Origin of the sequence: Zhongshania sp. R06B22 (assembly GCF_040892595.1) — a bacterium.
GTDB lineage: Bacteria > Pseudomonadota > Gammaproteobacteria > Pseudomonadales > Spongiibacteraceae > Spongiibacter > Spongiibacter arctica.
The window spans coordinates 1,537,597-1,556,193 of record NZ_JBFRYB010000001.1; the positions used below are offsets into that span (position 1 = coordinate 1,537,597).

16 protein-coding genes are annotated in these 18,597 nt (G+C 48.9%); 11 read left to right on the plus strand and 5 right to left on the minus strand.

Annotated features, from left to right (window positions below):
- Nucleotides 1-160 precede the first annotated feature (160 nt).
- The gene (locus tag AB4875_RS06990) at nucleotides 161-1,471 is read left to right on the plus strand and encodes a mechanosensitive ion channel family protein (RefSeq protein WP_368375334.1); all 1,311 of its coding nucleotides are present in this window, start codon (nucleotides 161-163) and stop codon (nucleotides 1,469-1,471) included.
- Between the two features lie 175 nt (nucleotides 1,472-1,646).
- Here AB4875_RS06990 and AB4875_RS06995 read toward each other — a convergent pair whose 3' ends face one another.
- From AB4875_RS06995 to AB4875_RS07005, 3 genes are all read right to left on the minus strand, one after another.
- Nucleotides 1,647-2,639: an LLM class flavin-dependent oxidoreductase gene (locus tag AB4875_RS06995; RefSeq protein WP_368375335.1), complete on the minus strand. Its 993-nt coding sequence runs from the start codon at nucleotides 2,637-2,639 to the stop codon at nucleotides 1,647-1,649.
- Between the two features lie 55 nt (nucleotides 2,640-2,694).
- Nucleotides 2,695-3,696 (minus strand): metal-dependent hydrolase, encoded by a 1,002-nt coding sequence (locus AB4875_RS07000; RefSeq protein ID WP_368375336.1) that lies wholly within the window; start codon nucleotides 3,694-3,696, stop codon nucleotides 2,695-2,697.
- A gap of 134 nt (nucleotides 3,697-3,830) precedes the next feature.
- Complete coding sequence (locus tag AB4875_RS07005) at nucleotides 3,831-4,082, minus strand: TIGR02647 family protein (protein ID WP_368375337.1); 252 nt, start codon at nucleotides 4,080-4,082, stop codon at nucleotides 3,831-3,833.
- Between the two features lie 229 nt (nucleotides 4,083-4,311).
- On the opposite strand from AB4875_RS07005, the gene AB4875_RS07010 reads away from it, so the two are divergent.
- Both AB4875_RS07010 and AB4875_RS07015 read left to right on the plus strand, forming a co-directional pair.
- The gene (locus AB4875_RS07010) at nucleotides 4,312-5,787 is read left to right on the plus strand and encodes an amidase (RefSeq protein ID WP_368375338.1); all 1,476 of its coding nucleotides are present in this window, start codon (nucleotides 4,312-4,314) and stop codon (nucleotides 5,785-5,787) included.
- A gap of 177 nt (nucleotides 5,788-5,964) precedes the next feature.
- Nucleotides 5,965-8,937, plus strand: a complete 2,973-nt coding sequence (locus AB4875_RS07015; RefSeq protein ID WP_368375339.1) for a methyl-accepting chemotaxis protein — start codon at nucleotides 5,965-5,967, stop codon at nucleotides 8,935-8,937.
- Between the two features lie 217 nt (nucleotides 8,938-9,154).
- Here AB4875_RS07015 and AB4875_RS07020 read toward each other — a convergent pair whose 3' ends face one another.
- Together AB4875_RS07020 and AB4875_RS07025 are read right to left on the minus strand one after the other, a co-directional pair.
- Nucleotides 9,155-9,862: a pseudouridine synthase gene (locus AB4875_RS07020; RefSeq protein WP_368375340.1), complete on the minus strand. Its 708-nt coding sequence runs from the start codon at nucleotides 9,860-9,862 to the stop codon at nucleotides 9,155-9,157.
- A 304-nt stretch (nucleotides 9,863-10,166) separates the two neighbouring features.
- A complete protein-coding gene (locus AB4875_RS07025) occupies nucleotides 10,167-11,687 on the minus strand; it encodes a succinylglutamate desuccinylase/aspartoacylase family protein (RefSeq protein WP_368375341.1) in 1,521 nt (506 codons plus the stop codon).
- A gap of 334 nt (nucleotides 11,688-12,021) precedes the next feature.
- Between AB4875_RS07025 and AB4875_RS07030 the strand changes: the two genes are divergently transcribed.
- From AB4875_RS07030 to AB4875_RS07065, 8 genes are all read left to right on the plus strand, one after another.
- Entirely contained in the window at nucleotides 12,022-13,566 is a 1,545-nt protein-coding gene (locus AB4875_RS07030; RefSeq protein WP_368375342.1) for a 2-isopropylmalate synthase, read from the plus strand.
- Nucleotides 13,567-14,394, plus strand: coding sequence for a hypothetical protein (locus AB4875_RS07035; protein ID WP_368375343.1), 828 nt, complete (start codon nucleotides 13,567-13,569; stop codon nucleotides 14,392-14,394).
- Between the two features lie 4 nt (nucleotides 14,395-14,398).
- Nucleotides 14,399-14,845, plus strand: coding sequence for a GNAT family N-acetyltransferase (locus AB4875_RS07040; protein WP_368375344.1), 447 nt, complete (start codon nucleotides 14,399-14,401; stop codon nucleotides 14,843-14,845).
- Between the two features lie 45 nt (nucleotides 14,846-14,890).
- Entirely contained in the window at nucleotides 14,891-15,313 is a 423-nt protein-coding gene (locus AB4875_RS07045) for a hypothetical protein (protein WP_368375345.1), read from the plus strand.
- 75 nt (nucleotides 15,314-15,388) lie between these two features.
- Entirely contained in the window at nucleotides 15,389-16,321 is a 933-nt protein-coding gene (gene pbpG / locus AB4875_RS07050) for a D-alanyl-D-alanine endopeptidase (RefSeq protein WP_368375346.1), read from the plus strand.
- An 86-nt stretch (nucleotides 16,322-16,407) separates the two neighbouring features.
- Nucleotides 16,408-16,851 carry a hypothetical protein gene (locus AB4875_RS07055; protein WP_368375347.1) on the plus strand — a complete coding sequence of 148 codons (444 nt, stop codon included), beginning with the start codon at nucleotides 16,408-16,410 and terminating at the stop codon, nucleotides 16,849-16,851.
- A gap of 152 nt (nucleotides 16,852-17,003) precedes the next feature.
- Entirely contained in the window at nucleotides 17,004-17,957 is a 954-nt protein-coding gene (gene ylqF, locus AB4875_RS07060) for a ribosome biogenesis GTPase YlqF (protein ID WP_368375348.1), read from the plus strand.
- Nucleotides 17,958-17,985: 28 nt separating this feature from the next.
- A complete protein-coding gene (locus AB4875_RS07065; RefSeq protein WP_368375349.1) occupies nucleotides 17,986-18,474 on the plus strand; it encodes a YehS family protein in 489 nt (162 codons plus the stop codon).
- The last annotated feature ends 123 nt before the right edge of the window (nucleotides 18,475-18,597 follow it).

The window sequence follows — 18,597 nt, forward strand, 5'->3', positions numbered from 1 at the left end:
TGTTGACCTCGGCTAATATAGAGAATGAATACGGCGACGATATGCTGTGACTGGTGCTTTAATTTATGTGAGGCGCCGTCGGCGTGTAAAAATGTATGTTCTAAAAGGGTGGAAGGTGTGAGATTCTGCCCTCTGATAACAAAAAGTAAGAGTAGCCAGCGTGAATTTTCAGAATTATAAGCAAAGTTTTACAGACCTCGGTAATCAGGTGGTGACCGCGGTGCTGCAAACCGAAACCTATGCCCAGCTCGGGCTGGTGTTGGTGATCTTTGGATTAACCTTTTTTATAAGCACCTATATTCGTAAGTTTGTGCCACTGTTTGCAGATGCACCGGCAAACGCGCCGCTCAAGCCTCTGCGCAAGTTAACTGGTAAATTAGGCGTTCTTATCTTTCCTCTGCTCGCCATTCTGGCATTGAGTTTAGCTGTTCAGTTGAGTCAGAGCTTTTTCGGTGAATCCTGGCTGATACGTGCCGCCTTAATCGTCGCCATGATGTTGGTTTACAGATCAATAGTTCGTGACCACGTCAAAAATGAATTCATTATTTTTGTATTCCGCTGGGTCGGCCAGCCACTGCTGTTATTACATTTATTAAATGTGCTTGAACCGATCATAGCGGTTCTTGAAGCCATGCAATTGACCGTCGGTAATATCGAGATTTCGGTGTATGGCATTGTCAGGGTGGTCTTGTTTGGATCGCTATTGTTTTGGTTGGGACGAGTTTCAAGTAGTACCGGCCAGGAGATCATTCGACGACAGCCAAAGCTCGATTTTCGCACCAAGGAAGTGGCTGCAAAGCTCTTGGAAGTCGCTATCTTTGTGGTGATTTTCTTACTGCTATTGCAGGTCATGGGGATTAATCTGACCGCCTTGGCGGTGTTTGGTGGCGCCCTCGGTGTTGGTCTGGGCTTTGGCTTACAGGCGATTGCGTCCAATTTTATTTCGGGCATTATTATTCTGCTTGATCGCTCAGTTGCACTTGATGATTATATTGAGCTTGAGGACGGCAGGACCGGGGTCGTTCGTGAACTGACCCTTAGGTCGACGACATTAGAGACCTATGATGGCAAAGACATCATGGTGCCAAACGAAAAGTTCGTGACCGAGAGCTTTACCAACTGGACCCACAAGAATAAAAAGCAGCGTTACCGTGTCGATTTCTCGGTAGCCTACGATTCGGATATTCGTCAATTGGTGGAGATCATCAAGGAAACCGTGGCATCACATGAACAGGTGATTAGCGGTGAGGATATTCCCTTTGAAGAGCGGCCAGATTGTGAGATAGATAGCTTTGGCGATTCCGGCGTGAATATGTTTGTTGAGTTTTGGATGATTGGCATAGATGACGGTAAAAACCGTGTCGGTGGCGATCTACTACTGATGATATTCGAAGCAATGCGTGACAATGGCTTCCAGATTCCATTCCCTCAGCGCGAGGTGCGGGTACTCAACGAAAGCATTGGCAAATAAACCTGCCACTTCATATGTCGCCAGACGGCTTGTTAGCAGGCAGTTTGGCGACGAAGTTCGCCGCCTCGTTTTAGCACCGTCTCTTTTCCCGTCCTACGGCTAAACACTGCTGTTGTTATGGCTGGCTGCTTTCGTCGCGCTGTGCATTTACAGACGGCTTGATACCCGCCGAAAACTAGCTGAGCTGGGACTGCAGTGACGACACAATTTCATAAGAATGGAGACGGGCCTCATGGGAGTATATCTGTGAGGTAATCATTAACTCGTCAGCCTGAGTCAGGTCGATAAATTTTTGCATTTCGCGCTGTACTGTATGTGCAGCGCCAATGGCCGAGTAGGACATAATTTGCTGGAGTAGCATTTGGTCGCTGGCTGATAATTGCGCGAGGTAGTTGTCTGCAGGGGGCTGGAGTTTTCCTGGTTGACCGCGTCGTAAATTAACGAAAGCGCGCTGCATCGAGCTCGCCAAATAGTGTGCTTGGGCATCGGTGTCGGCGGCAAAAACGTTGTAGCCAAGCATCACATAAGGTTTGCTCAGTTGGGCAGAGGGGCGGAAGCGTTCGCGGTATACGGCGATCGCATTAAGCATTTGTTCGGGGGCAAAATGCGATGCGAAGGCGTAGGGTAGACCAAGCGAAGCTGCTAATTGGGCGCCAAATAGGCTGGAGCCTAAAATCCAAAAGGGAATGTTGAGGCCTGTTCCCGGTACTGCATGGATCTTTTGCCCCGCATGCGGTTCGCCAAAATATCCCATTAGCTCAACGACATCTGTGGGAAACTGATCAAGGTCGGCGTTTAAGTTGCGACGCATGGCGTGTGCAGTTATTTGATCTGTTCCCGGCGCTCGGCCAAGACCCAAATCAATGCGGTTTGGGAATAGCGCCTCTAAGGTGCCGAATTGCTCAGCAATAATGAGGGGTGCGTGGTTGGGCAGCATTATGCCGCCGGCGCCAACCCGAATGGTTTTGGTGCCGGCGGCAATGTGGCCGATAACCACCGCTGTCGCCGCACTGGCGATGCCCTGCATATTGTGGTGTTCGGCGAGCCAGTAACGATTGAAACCCCACTTTTCGGTATGTTGGGCCAGCGACAAACTGTTTTTTAGTGAGGTGCTGGCGTTGCCGTCGGCGGTGATCGGCGATAAATCCAGGACTGCAAGCTTAACCATGGGGAATCCGCGTTGTTTGTGTGTGGCGATATTGGTTTTGGGTTTTGGCCTGGGCTTAGTGGGTCAGCATTTGCCATAGTTGATTGAGTTTGGCCCTGCCGTCAGCGCGATGGGTTTGATAGCTCACCGCGCTGTCTGGCGAGTCTGGCGACAGCTGTATACTCCAGAGCGCATCCAGTTCATTGGGCAACAAAGAATAGCGGATATCGATAATGCGATTGGGGTCGTTGGGGTCTAGAGCAATATAACCTTGGGAGAACCAGCGAAAGCGCTCAATGTCTGTCGCTTGCCGACTATTGGCAACCAGCCATGGTAGATCTGAGCTGAGTTTGAGCAAGGGAATACTGTCGCCGGTAAACACTTTGGGCTCACTGCCGACCCGCACGGCGTCGATGTAATAGGCTTCATCTGTGCGATAGACGATTTTCCAAAGCAGGATATTGCCGAAGGAGGGCTTTGCCTCCAAGCTGCGAACGACGTGACCCCGGCTGGCTGCTAATTGGTAGCCTACCGCCTCGGCGCGATCTCGCTGTAACCACCCTAAACTAGGGTAGGCAAACACCCAAAACAGCGCCATAGGAGCCGTCCAGCGCCAGTGTTTGCGCACACTTAGAATCAGTAATCCGGCAATGGGTAGAGTGTATAGCGGGTCGATAATCGACATCACATTCCATGACACACGCTCATTGCTAAATGGCCAATAGAGTTGGGTGCCATAAGTCGTGCAGGTATCGAGCAGGGCGTGTGTGGCGTAGCCCAGGGTGCAAAACAGCACAGATTGTTGCCAGCTGAGATTGGTGTTTCGCCGGCCCATTAGCTTGTATAAAACCAAGCCGCAGATGAGGCCGCCCAAGGGGATGAAAATCAGCGAATGGGTGAATTGGCGGTGAAATTCCAAAAACAGTAAGGGGTCGCTTTTAGAGCGAATTAGCACGTCTAAATCGGCGGCCATGCCGGCTAAAAAGCCGAGTACAAGCACAGTGCCGCGTTTTGCGTTGATATTGCCAGAGTTGCGAACAGCGACTGCGCCAAGTAATCCTTGGGTAAGGGGATCCATAAGTTGCTCTGTAATCGGGGCGAATCGAGAGTGTATCTGAAAACTGGTGACAGAATCACGTAATGCGAACAGCAGTGTTCATGGTCGGCAATAGTTAGAGCGTTTCTATTTGCCGACCACAGAGGCTAAGCGTGTCAGGCAACTAGGGCCTCTTTGCATTGTAGAACCGTGACTAGACTGTCCAAATGGCGAATGACTTCTTGGCCACTATTAGTCAGGTAGCCGCCGTCTGGCAGAGTAATCAGTTCTTTTGCATATAGTCGCTGGGTGGCGGCTATGGTGCTTTGATCGGCGGTGTGATGTACCTTAATGCCTTCCAGTGCGGAAGCCGGGTTAAACTGGGTGAGGACACGTATTTCGTCAAGAATGTCTTTGGATAGCGGCATAGCTACAACCTTGTATTGTTATGAATTAAAGGTGTTGCATGGATCATTTGCATAGTGAATGTTCGCTCTGGGAAGTTGTTTATTTGTTTGCCCAGATTCAATACTGTAGCGCGAAATTGGCTGTTCGGCCAAAGGCATTTTAATTATTTACACAGCAAAGCCAATTTGCTCATTTTTAATGGCTGGGCGTGGCTTGCTAGTTCCACATAAATAGACTGCGGGGGTGGGGATGTTTAAAGAATACGGTCAGTATGATGCAATGGGCCTGTCGATGTTGGTGCAGGCGGGAGAGCTTACGTCGTCAGAGCTATTAGAGGCTGCGATTGCGCGAGTTAATGCGGTTAATCCGCGTCTTAATGCGCTTATTCATCGCTTTGATAATAGGGCATTCCAGCACATTAAAGACGGTCTTGCCGACGGTCCCTTCACGGGGGTGCCCTTCGTATTGAAGGATTTACTGGCGGCGTTTGCCGGCGAACCGCTCACAATGGGCAGTCGGGGTATGACGGCGGTGCCGGATTATGACAGCGAATTAGTGCGTCGCTACAAAGCCAGTGGGGTAAATATATTCGCCAAAACCAATACCCCTGAATTCGGCCTGATTATTACTACTGAGCCCAAGGTTCATGGTGTTAGCCATAATCCTCATAAATTAGGTTACAGCACCGGCGGTTCCTCTGGTGGCAGTGCGGCGGCAGTGGCGGCGGGTATTGTTCCAATGGCTCACGGCGGCGACGGCGGGGGTTCTATTCGATTCCCCGCATCGTGGTGCGGTGTTTTTGGCCTAAAACCCTCCAGAGGACGAAACCCCCTCGGCCCTGATCAAGGTGAAGACTGGCAGGGAGCCGTGGCCGAGCATGTATTAACGCGCAGCGTGCGTGATAGCGCCGCGATGTTGGACTGTAGCAGCGGTCATGACATTGGCGCGCCCTATAATATTGGCCTACCATCGGGTTCTTTTTTGGCCGCCACCGAGCGCGATCCAAAGTCACTGCGCATTGCCCTGAGTCGTAAGCCCTTGCTCAATACTGCCTTGCACCCCGATGTAGAAGCAGCCTTAAATAAAACCGCCAAACAATTACAAGATCTTGGCCACGAGGTCATTGAGGTAGAGCCAGATATCGATATCACTCATTTTTGGCGTGATTTCTTTGTGGTGGTCTGCGCCGAGGTCGGCGCAATGGTCGACAATTACCGCACTCTATACGGCAGGGCGTGTGTAGATAAATTTGAGCCCGCTACGAAGAATATGGCAATGATCGGCCGCTCACTAAGTGCTGCCGATTTGGTGTGTGCAAAAAAAGGCTGGCACGATGTTCAGTTGGCTATGGGTAAATTATTAGAGCGTCACGACGTGATGCTATGTCCCACTGTGCCCACCCCAGCCGTGCCCCACGGCCAATTGCCTAATAGCAAAGTTGAAGAGCTACTCATGCTGGCGTCTCATCGTCTCAATATTGGCAAACTATTAATGCGTTCTGGACTGGTGGAGCAGATGGCGTCGCCGGTTCTCGAAAAAATGGCCTTCACCATTATGGGCAATATAAGCGGACTGCCTTGCATGTCTGTGCCACTGCATAGCAGCGCCGATGGTTTGCCGGTAGGCATGCAATTTACCGGTCGGATGAACGACGAAGAAACCCTATTTAGCTTGGCCGCTCAACTGGAGAGAGACCTTGGCTTTTCTGCTTTAGCAAGTCTATAAGAACGTCAGATAGGCGCCCCGAGTGGCGCGCCCTGCTATCTAACACCTCGAATGATGCGCAGTATTACCTATAGTTATATTCTCAGATCGGGCCTATTGTGATGTAATTCCAGCTGATTTTTTGCCTGTTAAGAAGGTGCCGGCTGTAGCCACTTTAAATAATAATGTGAGGTTGCCATGCCGGCGAAAAGATCAATAGCGTCCGATTATGCGCGCTTGTCTAGTACGTTTGACGCGATCAGTGCGTCTCAGGCAATCATCGAATTTGAGCCTGACGGCAGTATTGTCAATGCTAATCAAAATTTCCTAGCTATCACTGGCTACACCGAAACAGAGCTAGAGGGCGCTCATCATCGCATTTTTGTAGAACCCGGTTACGCCAGAACATCGGAGTATAAAGAGTTTTGGGCTTCGCTTCGCGATGGTGATGCACAGACCGGAGAGTTCTGTCGTTTCGCTAAAGATGGCAGCCTCTTTTGGATACAAGCCTCATACAATCCCGTTTTTGATAAGTCCGGAAACGTCAGCCGGATTGTAAAAGTGGCGGCGGATATCACTTCTCAGAAGCTTCGAAATATTGATTATAAAGGCCAGATTGAAGGCATCGGCTTGAATCAGGCTGTTATTCAATTTGATGTCTCAGGCACTATCACCTTGGCCAATGATAACTTTTTAAAGGCGGTGGGTTATACCCGGAATGAAGTTGTGGGTAAGCACCACAGTATGTTTGTTGATCCTACTTATCGTCAATCAGCCGAATATCGACGGTTTTGGACAGATCTCAGCAATGGTCAGGCTAAAGTCGGTGAGTTTAGTCGAGTCACTAAAAGCGGAAAGAACATTTGGTTGCAAGCCACTTATACACCGATCAAAGACTTAGAAGGTAAAGTATTCAAGGTGGTGAAATATGCATCAGACATCACTGAGCAAAAACTCCGCAATGCAGATTTTCAGGGGCAAATTGAAGGTATTGGCATTTCTCAGGCGGTTATTCAGTTTGAAATCGATGGCAAAATTATTTCCGCCAACGATAATTTTTTGCATGCCGTTGGCTACAATCGCGAAGAGGTAGTTGCTAGGCATCACAGTATGTTTGTCGATCCCGCTTATAAGCAGTCCGACGACTACCGCCGGTTCTGGGCAGCGCTCGCATTGGGCGAAGCCCAGACCGGTGAATTCTGCCGACGCCATAAGCAAGGTCACGATATTTGGATCCAAGCTTCATACACTCCGATAAAAGATATGAACGGCAAGGTATTTAAAATCGTTAAATACGCTAGCGACATAACCGCGCAAAAAATTCAGAACGCGGACTTCCGTGGCCAAATTGAGGGCATCAGCGCGTCGCAGGCTGTTATTCAATTTAAAACCGATGGCCAGATCATTTCGGCTAACGACAATTTCCTGAAAGCCCTAGGCTATCGAGCGGACGAAGTTATAGGGAAACGTCACAGCATGTTTGTTGAACAAAAATATGGCCAATCTGAAGAGTATCGTCGCTTTTGGGCTGCGTTAGCGGCTGGCGAAGCTCAAACTGGCGAATTTCGTCGAATTCGAAAAGATGGCGGCGACGTTTGGATACAAGCCTCCTATACGCCTATCAAAGATATCAAGGGTAAAGTTTTTAAGGTGGTGAAATACGCGAGTGATGTTACCGCACAGAAGTTGCGCAATGCTGATTATGAGGGCCAAATTACAGGCATAAGTGCGTCGCAAGCGGTTATTCAATTTGAGACTGATGGCAAAATTATCACCGCCAATGATAATTTCTTAAGCGCTTTGGGGTATGAGTTGGGCGCAGTTGTGGGTAAGCATCACAGTCTATTTGTTGATTCCGCCTATCAGAAATCCACTGAGTATCTCCGTTTTTGGGAAGCCTTAGCGAACGGTGAGGCGCAAGTGGGCGAGTTTTGTCGCAAGCATAAAGACGGTAGCGATGTCTGGATTCAGGCCTCTTATACGCCTATTAAGGACTTTAGTGGCAAAGTCTTTAAGGTTGTGAAATACGCCACTAATATTACTGAGCGCAAAGAAACAGTGGCAGAGGTTGAGTCCTTAATCCTTGCCGCCCAAGAAGGTCGTTTAGAAAATCGTGCAAACCTAGAGGGTACGAGCGGGGATAATTTAAGTTTGCTTGAAAATATCAATGCGATGCTTGACGCTATTACCGCGCCAATAAATGAAGTTTCAGCGGTAATGCAGTCGGTTGCTGAAAATGTTCTTAGCGAGCAGGTATGCGGCAATTATCTCGGCCAGTTTGATGTCTTAAAACAATCAGTGAATACCGCAGTTTCGCAGTTGCGAGATTCTATGTCCCATGTGCTTGAGTCATCTAAGCAAGTGACTGCGGCATCTGGTTTGATCGCCTCAAGCAGCCATTCGGTCGCGGTTGGCGCTTCGCAGCAGGCGGCATCACTGGAAGAGACGACGCGCTCACTCGATGACGTGGCGGAGCAGACGCGCAAAAACGTCGCCAATACCCGTCATGCACAGCAATTAGTTATGGAAACCCAAGATCTCGCTAAAAGTGGCAGTGACACCATGACTGAAATGCTGGCCGCGATGGACCGTATTAAAGCCGCAGCTAAAGATACCCAAACTATTATCAGTGATATTAATGACATTGCCATTCAGACTAATTTGCTGGCCTTGAATGCGGCGGTAGAGGCCGCTAGAGCTGGTGAATCGGGACGCAGCTTCGCGGTTGTCGCGGCAGAGGTTCGCAGTTTAGCGCAGCGAGCAAAAGAAGCAGCGACTAAAACCGCTGGCCTAATCGCACAGTCCGAGGAATCTGCTGAAGATGGTGGTCGTCTAACTAACGATGTAAATGGTCAGCTTACGGGTATCACCGGCGCCGTCGGCAAAGTGACGAATATCGTCAATGAAATCACCGCCGCAAGCGAGGCCCAAAGTAGTGGCATAGAACAAATTCACTTGGCCATTTCCGATATGGATCAGGTTGTGCAGCGAACCGCAGCAGACTCCGAGGAGTCTTCTAGCGCTGCCGAAGAGCTCTCTGGTCAAGCTCAAGAACTCAATCACATGGTAAGCCGCTTTGAGTTAGGTGAAGACGCACGGGTGACAGAATTTCGGCAAAGTCATGCAGCGGAACGTAAAGTTAAGCCAGCTCCGCAGCAGCGTAGAGCTTAGTGGTGTAAGTCATTAAATGACCGGTAGATTTTTTGTTCGCGCCTAAGATGTCGAGGCTAGGAATACCGCGCTGGACTGCTATATAAGATTCATCTGCCCGCAATCGTTATGGGTGGATATTGGGGGAAGTGGGTGTCATTCCCAGCAAGCAGCTCTAGAAGAATTAGCGTTTGGCCTTCGCTGGCGCTATGTATCATGGCGGAATATCTAAGAACTGCTACTGGCAAGAATATAACGACTTATTAAATGATTGGACTTCATCGGCCGTTAAGTAGCGCCACTGGCCAATATCGAGATCTAGGCTAAGGTCGCCGATCTTTTCTCTATGAAGCGAAATCACGCGGTTACCAACTGCAGCAAACATGCGTTTAACCTGATGAAATCGCCCTTCTGTAAGGCTTAAAAGTACCTCTTTGTTACTGACGATATTTAAGATTGCCGGCCGCGTTAATTGCTTTTCACCCTGTAATTTCACTCCATTTTTAAAAATAGCGTCGACATCATCGCCAATCGCCCGGGATAAACCAACACGATAGACTTTGCTGCACTGTGTGGTGGGCGCCATGATATTAAATGACCAGCGGCCGTCATCAGTTATTAATACCATGCCGGTGGTATCTGAATCCAAACGACCAGCGATATGCAGTTCAGAAACGTTCTCAATGTCTAAGTAATTGAATAGCGAGGGATAAAACTCATCGATATTAGAGCAAATAGTGCCCGCTGGTTTATGCATCACAATATAGCGAAAATCTCTGGCTCTCAGTCTTTCGCCATTTAAGATTATGCTGTTGTTCTCATGCACTTGAATGGCTTCATTGGTCTCAATAACACCATTAACATAAACCGCACCAGCCGCGATTTTTGCGATAGCCTCACGCTTGTTTAGGGTGGTGCTTTTACAAATAAATTTATCAAGCCGCATGATTAGAAAACACTGAGAATAAGAGGGGGCTATTGCTTATCTCCGCCCATTGAAAATAATTTGTAGTCTGCGAATAATATTTCATGCCGAGTTTATGTCTGATTGTAGCCAGTAATTAGCGCCGCTCATGCAGTATGATCATTACTTGAAACGCAAATCGCGCAATATCCATAGTAGGGCAATTGAACAGTAGCCAAGATTTTAATATCTAAGAGCGCTTTGCTTAAAATGCGAGGGCTTACCATTAATTGGTATGCCCTACATTGATTCGATACTGTGGCGCCCACTTATTATTTTATACTCGCTATTCCGGATGTTCTTCCAGCTCGTCATTGGGGCGCTCAGAGCTAATAGATTCTGTTGTAGCTCGGCTTCCGCCGCGTTGCGCTGCATTTTTATTCACATCGCTCGCGGGTTGATCTACCAATTGGGAGGCATTGCGCGCTGCATTTTGAACGGCTTTGCGAGCAGCGGCGCCGACGGTAGCGGGATCGTTGCTGGTTCTCGCGGCGGTTTGCGCCGCTTCACGGGCCACTTCTTTCATGTTCTCAGCAACTGGCTCAAGCGCTTCGGCTACCACGCTGTCGGCGACTTTATCGGCGGCCACTTTTTTCTGATCGGTGGCAATGCCAACGTGATAGGCGGCAAAGCCAGGCATAACCATTTGATTTAATGCTAGACCAATAATTTGGCCATCTACATTGCTTCTAATCACGGAACTGCGGTTGGTGATAGGGTCAGTGACCGTGCCCAGGATGTCGCCTTTTTTCACATTTTGACCTAGTTTGGCCTCGGTGAGGAATACGCCGCTTTGATCTGCGCGCAGCCAGGTAGATTTGTAGAAGACATTTTGTTTTGGCGCGCGATTAGGTTTTTGGTCGATCATTCCCAAATGGTGCATGACCGCTTTTATACCGTTAACACTTTGAATCACTTCTTTGAGCTGCAGCCGAAGCGGTTCGCCAGCTTCTAAAGTTACCGCCGGAATACCTGCATCTACCGCCGCTCGACGCAGTGTTCCCGGCGCGCCAGCACCATCTAGCACGGTGACGTCATGGAACATTTTACTAAATTGGAAAACGCTTTCTTTGCCCAAATTACCACGCAACTGGGTGAGGTTGGTACGGTGAAAAGAGCCGGTATGGATATCGATCAAGCGATCACAATGGGTGATAACTTCATTGAAAAAACTGTGGGCAATACGTCCCGCCGAGCTGCCTTTGGGGTCGCCGGGAAAGTAGCGATTGAGGTCGCGGCGATCAGGAAGGTAGCGCGAGGTGCGTCTAAAACCATGCATATTAACAATGGGTACACCGATAACAACGCCATTTAATTTGTCGCTCTCCAAGCTAAACATAACTCGGCGTATGGCCTCAACGCCATTGAGCTCGTCGCCGTGAACGGCGGCAGTTAAGCACAGTGTGGGGCCGGGTTTATTGCCGGCGGCAACAAGAATCGGAGTAGGCATGGCGAGTCCGGCGATGGCTTGGCCGGCGGTCCAGTACAGCCGCTCAAAACTGCCGCGCAGAATGTCTTGCCCAAGTAGGGTAAAGGCAACTTCTGAGGACGGTTGCCCCGCTGCATTTTTATCAAAGTCGGTGTTTAACACGTTATCTTTGCGTCGGTTAGACGTAAACGTAGTGCCTTCTATGTTTGTGATCTCGCTGACGGTGCTGGCATTGAGTGCGTGGGACTCATTCAGCGATTTTGGTGCCTGCTCGTTTGCCACTGCAGTCAGAGTGACTAACTGTAGTCCAAGTGCTATCAGAATAATGAATAGGCGTTGCATGATGCCGCGGGTGACTCCGTTTGTGGTGGTGAGCAAGATATGGGCTTCCCTATTAGTTGCGAGCTATTATATTCAAGTAAGGCCGCAGCCCTGCGATAAATTGTATACAAAATCACCAGTCGAAACGTCTTTAAATTGGTGCTTGCTCAAAATCCTTCCAGTATGCCTCCGGTGTTTGACGCTATTATTCGCCTAAGTTCATTTAGTGGTCTTGGCATTTTTGCTTAGTTTGGCCGGTATTGGGGGCAAAAAACCACCGTGGATGGTGAAAAGAGCCAACAATTGGGCCTCATGTCCGACTATAATTGCGGCATAGTTTGCGCCGCTGGCGATAGCGGATGACAAATAATGATAATTGCAGGAGTTCCCCATGGCTAAAGATCGGCTAATTATTTTTGATACCACCCTCCGTGACGGCGAGCAGAGCCCCGGTGCGTCTATGACGCGCGATGAAAAAGTGCGCATAGCCAAGATGCTAGAGAAAATGGGGGTCGATGTAATTGAAGCGGGTTTTGCCATAGCCAGCGTGGGCGATTTTGAGTCGGTTCGGGCCGTAGCTGAAGCGATAAAGGGCAGCACAATATGCAGCTTGGCGCGCACCGGAGCCGAAGATATAGATCGAGCAGCGGAGGCTTTGCGACCGGCGGAGTCAGGCCGTATTCATACCTTTATTGCCACGTCGCCTATCCATATGGAGTATAAGCTCCGGATGTCACCTGACAATGTGGTGGAGCGTGCAGTGGCAGCGGTAAAGCACGCCCGTAATTTGGTTGGCGATGTTGAATTTTCCTGTGAAGACGCATCACGCTCTGAATATGAGTTCCTGTGTCGCATCATTGAACAGGTGATCGATGCTGGCGCCCGCACCATCAATTTACCTGACACTGTCGGCTATGGTGAGCCCGGTGAGTACGGCGCGATGGTGGGACGGTTGATGAATTCTATTCCGAACGCCGACAAAGCCATTTTCTCGGTTCATTGCCATAATGATCTGGGTTTGGCAGTGGCGAACTCCCTGTCGGCTGTTATGCATGGCGCCCGTCAGGTGGAATGCACTATTAATGGTTTGGGTGAGCGGGCCGGTAATGCGTCTCTGGAAGAGTTGGTGATGGCGGTTCGTACGCGGCCGGATATCTTCCCAGTTGAGGTCAGTGTTGACGCTACTCAAATTCTAGCCACTTCACGTCTAGTATCGTCAATAACCGGTTTTGTTGTTCAGCCGAATAAGGCGATTGTGGGCGCGAACGCCTTCGCACATGAGTCCGGTATTCATCAGGACGGGGTTTTAAAATACCGTGAAACCTATGAAATTATGCGCGCCGAAGATGTGGGCTGGAACGCCAATAAATTAGTCTTGGGTAAGCACTCTGGCCGCGCGGCCTTTAAGGCTAGGCTAGAAGAATTGGGTATTACGCTGGATAACCAAGCGGCACTGAATTTGGCGTTTACCCGCTTTAAGGAATTGGCAGATAAGAAACACGAAATTTTTGATGAAGATCTACAAGCTTTAATGAGCGACGTACAGCCTGCTGAGTACACGTCGCGCTATAGTTTCGTCAGTTTAGAAGCACTGTCTCGCACCGGTTCAAAACCCCATGCAGATATTCAACTACTTATCGATGGTGACACCCAGCAAGCGTCGGCTGAAGGGGATGGCCCGGTAGATGCCGCCTTCAAAGCTGTGGAAGTGCTGGTTAATAGCGGCGCCAATCTTTTACTGTATTCCGTGAACGCCATTACCAGCGGCACGGACTCACAGGGCGAAGTGCAGGTGCGGCTTGAGAAGGACGGCACTATTGTTAATGGTAACGGTGCTGATACCGATATTATTGTGGCATCGGTAAAGGCCTATCTAGACGCGCTAAATTTATTAGACGCGGGTGTTCTAAAAGCACACCCACAGAGGGGCGTGTAAGTGAACGAAGCGCTGCGCTTAGATTATTTGCAGGCGATGGGCGTGGACAGCTACGTGCCGCGTTTCTTGCTAGAAGGCGCGGCGGCTTCGCCACTGTGTGAGATGGATTTTGCTGTTGCAGATTATGACGATAGCGACTCCAGCGACGCAGCATCCTATGATCTTGAAAATGAATATGAGCAGCATAGTGCGCAACGCGATAGTGAAAAAACCGCTGCTATCCCGAGCCCGGACCAAGGTCAGAGTCGATCTCGTATCGCTGCTGATCTAGAAGGCCTTAATCTTGATGCCAAGGCACAGAAGCGCGCTGCCCCGGAAAGTAAAACTGAGCAAAATAGCGGGACCGCAGAGAATACCGCGTCGCAATCCAATCCGGTGTTCAAACTTGATCTAGTCGGCACCGGTATTGGCTTGCTGCTTGTTGCCGACACCAGCACCCAGCCACTGAGTCCCGCTGAAAAGCGTTTGCTTGCCAATATTGCTGTGGCGGTCAAAACCTATCATAAAATAGCGGTGGCGCCGACATTCTCCAGCGCCAAATTTCAGTGGCCGGTCGCAAAAAATCTGGGTTTAGCTCAGGGGGTTGATGCCGCCAAAGACGCTTTACTTGGTAATGTTATGGCGCACGCTGAGCGTCAAAATGCCCAATGCGTGATTGTGTTTGGTGAGCAGATGAAGCCGTATTTCGAACATGCGGTATTGTCGTCTGCCGGTTTGACGGTATTGTTTAGCGCGTCGCCGGCGGCAATGCTCGCGGATGGCAGTTTGAAAGCCGCGCTTTGGCAGCAGCTGCGTGGCTATTCTTTTCCAGTGCAAGGTTCTGAGTAACATCATGTCGCGTGTCGCTATGCTTGGTATTCAACATCTTGAGCAATGTCTATTAATAGAAACTCGATCTGATCCTCATCCCTGGGGGCGGATAAATTGGTTGCGAAGCCTTCGAGACGACCATTGTCTGGGTTATTGGGATGAAGGTGAATTATTAGCTATCAGCGCTTATAGCTTGGTATTAGATGAAGTCAGTTTATTAAATATTGTGGTCGATACCGATAGTCGTGGTAGCGGCGTTGGCCGCCATTTACTGATTGAAGGTTTGGAGTGGATGCAGCAGTTTGGCGGACAGCGCTGTTTGCTTGAGGCTCGGGTATCCAATACAGTGGCGCGAGCCTTATATCGTAAGCTAGGCTTCGCCGAGGATGGTATTCGCAAGAAATATTATCCGCTTGGGGACGGCCACGAAGACGCGGTATTGATGTCGGCCGATCTTCCGTTATTGTAAATAGAATAAATCGAAGCGTTTAGCGAATTTATTGGGACAAAAATTATGCAGGAAGTTGAATCCGATTGGTGGTTCATTGGTTTGCCCGAAGAATGGCGTACCGAGCAGGATGAAGATAGCATTCTGATCTTTGATCAGGACGAGTTGGGCTGTATTAGTTTAAGTAGTTTGCAGGCCGAGCACGGCAAACCGGCAAGTGAGCAAGATTTAAAGGCGTTAATCAAAGAAGTTGGTATGCCACTTGCTGAAGGTAAAGCGTGCAAAATAGGCGATGATTACAGTGGTTGGGAATTTGAGACACTAGAAGACGGTGATTATATTCGCGAGTGGTTCTTGCTCGGTGGTGGCCATTTGCTATTGATAAGTTATGCCTGTGCGGATGAAGATAGTGAAATGGATCGATCTGCGGTAGATCAGATTTTAGACACACTGCGTCTTAAGGACGATGAGCCAGAGGATTTAGCGTAATATTGACTGAGTCGGCAGTTTTGCTCTGACGGCCATGATAACTTCTGCTTAATAATATAGTTAGACGGTGACGTAATGAAGAGAATAATGATTACGCTATTTTTATCGCTATTGCTGTCCCCCGCAATGGCGGCGGGTGCGGCATCTGATAAGCCGAAAACAACGCTTAATCCAGCCAATTTGCAGTTGGCCTCGGTGAGTGCCATGGTCGTAGATGCCGACAGTGGCGAGGTCTTGTACCAAAAGTATGCTGATATCGTGAAGCCCATTGCCTCGTTAACGAAAGTGATGACGGCGATGGTGGTATTAGATTCTAAGCAGTCACTGCGCGAAGTTATTCGTTTTTCGCAGGCAGATCGCAAGGCGATTAATAACTATTTTTCCCGTATTCGGGTTGACTCTGAGTTACCTCGTGGCGAAGTTCTACGATTGGCGTTGATGTCCTCAGAGAATCTCGCGGCTGCGTCGTTGGGCAGAAACTATCCCGGTGGCATGAGCGCCTTTGTTACCAAAATGAACGCCAAAGCCAAAGCCTTGGGCATGAAAAACAGCCATTTTGTAGATAGTAGCGGCCTGTCACATCACAATGTGTCGACGGCTGCAGATATGGCCAAATTGATCGCGGCGGCGGCCAAATACCCAGTCATTGCCGAGTATTCGACGACGGCTACGCACACCGCTAATTTTCGTCGCCCGTCCTATCGTTTAGCGTATGTGAATACCAATCAGCTAGTGCGTTACAAACGCTGGGACGTTGGCATGAGTAAAACCGGGTATCTGAATGAGGCTGGCCGCTGCTTGGTAATGAAGGCCGAGGTTGACGGCAAATCCTTATTATTTGTGATGCTGGATTCTTTTGGTAAAACCAGCCCGATTGGCGATGCCGGCCGTATTAAGCGGTGGCTAGCTTCTGGTAAGGGCGGTAATATTGCGAGTTCGGCGCAGCTTTATCAAAAGCAGAAAGTGGCTGAATATCTGGCTGAGAGAGCCACAGCAAGTATCCGTTAGCACATCGTTTTGTGCAAAAATCTAGGGCCTTCCTGCTTGCAGGAAGGCCCTTCTTGTTTTTATTAGTATGTGAAGGGTTTATAGCAATGAAAGTGAACTGGGATATGAGTGTTCTGCCTAGCGGCAAGCTCGCAGAATACGTCTATGTAACAGATAGCGCGGCGCAGCTTGAAACAGAGTTAGAACCCTTAATCATTGCCTGCGTGGATAAAGCCGTTAGCGTCATGCCCGAAAATATTAACGATGATTCGCTGTATCTGATTTTTGAGTTCGATGACCACCGTGTGCTGCGTATTGTGATGACCGACGATACCAAGCAGCAGGAGTCTGCTTACGGTATTGCCTGTGATATGTCGTCGGTGACGCCGTATCTCGCCGAATCTGATTATTGGAAATTTAAGGATGAGCGCTTTGCTGACATTGTTAAGCATTGCATCCGCGACTATCTGACCACCTGTGGTGCATTTATGCGCTATTCATTGGTGGCGGTATTCTCTGAGGGTGATCGAGCTAGAACAGAGCTACTATAGGGTGTTGTTTGAGTATTGGACGGTCTCGCTCTGGCGCCTATCCCCGAATACCATCGCAGTGTTATAGCGTGTCGGTTAATTTCTGAGTAATTGCGCTTAATAGCTACCGTGCTTACCCAATGTGGTCTGCTTAACGTACAATAGCGCCTTTCATGATTAAGGCGTATTCGATGGCGATTCAGTGGTATCCGGGACACATGTACAAAGCGCAAAAGGCGATTGCCGAGGTACTGCCTCAGGTTGATCTGCTGATTGAGGTTTTAGACGCGAGGATTCCCAGTTCCAGTGAAAACCCTGCCATCGCAAAATTGCGCCGTGATAAGCCCTGTATCAAAGTACTGAGTAAGGCCGATCTGGCTGATCCTAAGGTCACTGCAGAGTGGCAGGCTTATCTTGAGCAAGATCGTGGCGTAAAGTCCTTTACTACGACCACGGATGAGCCTTCCAAAATAAAGCAGTTGATTCCACTGTGCCGAAAAATGTTTCCGGCGAAAGACGCCAGTTTAAAAACCATTAATACCATGATCGTCGGTATTCCCAATGTGGGTAAGTCGACTCTGATCAATATTTTAGCCGATCGCTTGATTGCTAAAACGGGCAATGAACCAGCCGTCACTAAAAGTCAGCAGAGAATTAATTTGGGTAGCGGTATTGTCTTGTTTGATACCCCTGGGATTCTGTGGCCAAAAATTGAAAACCCCAATGGTAGTTATCGCTTAGCCGTTACTGGGGCGATTAAAAATACCGCCATGGAGTTTGATGATGTGGGGTTTTACGCCGCCGAATATTTAATTCGGGCCTACCCAGAACTTCTTAAAGCACGCTACCAACTCGACAGTGTTCCCGATACCGAATTAGCCTTTCTAGAAGCTGCAGCTCTGCGTCGCGGCGCCTTAACGGCGGGCGGTCGAATAAATCTTCATAAAATATGTGAAGTGCTGATTAATGAGTTGCGCGCCGGTACTCTAGGGCGTATTAGTCTTGAAACCCCAGCGATGATTGAGCGCGAAAACGTGGTCGTGGCTGAGGAAAAGGCAAAGAAAGAAGAAGATATGAAAGCGCGAAAACGTCGGTTTAAAGAGGGCTCTCGCCGTTCCGATGATTGAAAGTTAAGTACGAAAATAGGAAAGTAGAATGGTAAATAATGATGTGTTGCGCCGAGTACGTTACATCTTTGATTTTAATGACTCAAAGATGATTGCGATCTACGGATTGGCGGATCACCATGTTTCGCGAGAAGAAGTCAGTGCCTGGCTTAAAAAAGAAGGCGATGAAGACTATGAAGAATGCAGTGATCTCCTAATGGCAGCCTTTCTTAATGGTTTAATCACTGATATGCGCGGCGCCAAAGACGGCCAAAAGCCGGTTGTAGAAAAGCGCTTGACCAATAATATGATTTTCATGAAATTGAAAATAGCATTGAGTCTAAAGGCAGAAGACGTGATGGCTATTTTAGCCTTAGCTGATTTTAAAATCAGTAAACACGAGTTGAGTGCCTTTTTTCGTAAGCCAGAGCACAAACATTACCGTGAGTGTAAGGACCAAATTCTGCGGAATTTCCTCAAGGGTTTGCAGTTAAAGCTTCGCAATACCAATGACGATACCGAAGACGACGAGACTTAGTGTTTCCTTGCCGAATATAGTGGCCAGATCCAGTCAATAGGACGCGTCTATTTAAGATCGAATACTAAGCCGATGTTAAATAGACGCCCGGGGGTCGGCATAAATGTTCTGCTAGTCTGAGAG

Bases quoted from the DNA above. Each gene is read 5' to 3' on its own strand.
- AB4875_RS07065 (WP_368375349.1), top strand. From the start codon at position 17,986: ATGGTAAATAATGATGTGTTGCGCCGAGTACGTTACATCTTTGATTTT.
- AB4875_RS07005 (WP_368375337.1), bottom strand. From the start codon at position 4,082: ATGCCGCTATCCAAAGACATTCTTGACGAAATACGTGTCCTCACCCAG.
- AB4875_RS07030 (WP_368375342.1), top strand. From the start codon at position 12,022: ATGGCTAAAGATCGGCTAATTATTTTTGATACCACCCTCCGTGACGGC.
- pbpG (WP_368375346.1), top strand. From the start codon at position 15,389: ATGAAGAGAATAATGATTACGCTATTTTTATCGCTATTGCTGTCCCCC.
- AB4875_RS07055 (WP_368375347.1), top strand. From the start codon at position 16,408: ATGAAAGTGAACTGGGATATGAGTGTTCTGCCTAGCGGCAAGCTCGCA.
- AB4875_RS07000 (WP_368375336.1), bottom strand. From the start codon at position 3,696: ATGGATCCCCTTACCCAAGGATTACTTGGCGCAGTCGCTGTTCGCAAC.
- AB4875_RS07045 (WP_368375345.1), top strand. From the start codon at position 14,891: ATGCAGGAAGTTGAATCCGATTGGTGGTTCATTGGTTTGCCCGAAGAA.
- ylqF (WP_368375348.1), top strand. From the start codon at position 17,004: ATGATTAAGGCGTATTCGATGGCGATTCAGTGGTATCCGGGACACATG.
- AB4875_RS07020 (WP_368375340.1), bottom strand. From the start codon at position 9,862: ATGCGGCTTGATAAATTTATTTGTAAAAGCACCACCCTAAACAAGCGT.
- AB4875_RS07040 (WP_368375344.1), top strand. From the start codon at position 14,399: ATGTCGCGTGTCGCTATGCTTGGTATTCAACATCTTGAGCAATGTCTA.
- AB4875_RS07015 (WP_368375339.1), top strand. From the start codon at position 5,965: ATGCCGGCGAAAAGATCAATAGCGTCCGATTATGCGCGCTTGTCTAGT.
- AB4875_RS06995 (WP_368375335.1), bottom strand. From the start codon at position 2,639: ATGGTTAAGCTTGCAGTCCTGGATTTATCGCCGATCACCGCCGACGGC.
- AB4875_RS07010 (WP_368375338.1), top strand. From the start codon at position 4,312: ATGTTTAAAGAATACGGTCAGTATGATGCAATGGGCCTGTCGATGTTG.